At 70.2% G+C, this 352-nt stretch carries 1 protein-coding gene; it reads right to left on the bottom strand.

Features of this window, described 5'->3' with window-relative positions:
* Nucleotides 1-341, bottom strand: a 341-nt coding sequence (locus tag ACQG3P_RS18925; protein ID WP_426805895.1) for a VOC family protein, incomplete at its 3' end; no start/stop codon positions are given.
* Nucleotides 342-352 lie beyond the last annotated feature (11 nt).

Raw genomic sequence — 352 nt, 5'->3', positions numbered from 1 at the left:
CCGGCGGCCATCGCGGCGGCATGCGCGGCATCGACCATCGCGCGGGAATCTGCCACAAAGCCCACATGTGCCGCCTGCGCCTGCGCCGCCGCCACGCCCTGCCGCAGCCAGAAGAAAACCCGGCCGCCTGCGCCCAAGCCCTTCAGGTCCGGGTGGCCGGGTGGGCCCTGCCGGCCGTCGTAGTCGAGCCGGGTGACGATGCCCAGCGGGACCAGCGCGGCCGGATAGAACGCGACTGAGCGGGGGGTGTCGGTGACCGTGAGGAAAATGTGGTCGAGCAGGTCGAACTCCGGGTGCGACCTCGATGTTGTAGCCGCCTGCAACGTCAATGGTCGGCGCATTGACCCAGGCA

Source organism: Stenotrophomonas sp. SrG, assembly GCF_050031795.1.
Lineage (GTDB): Bacteria > Pseudomonadota > Gammaproteobacteria > Xanthomonadales > Xanthomonadaceae > Stenotrophomonas > Stenotrophomonas rhizophila_A.
The sequence above is the reverse complement of the archived record's forward strand: the minus strand, read 5'-3'. Positions and strand labels throughout refer to the sequence as shown.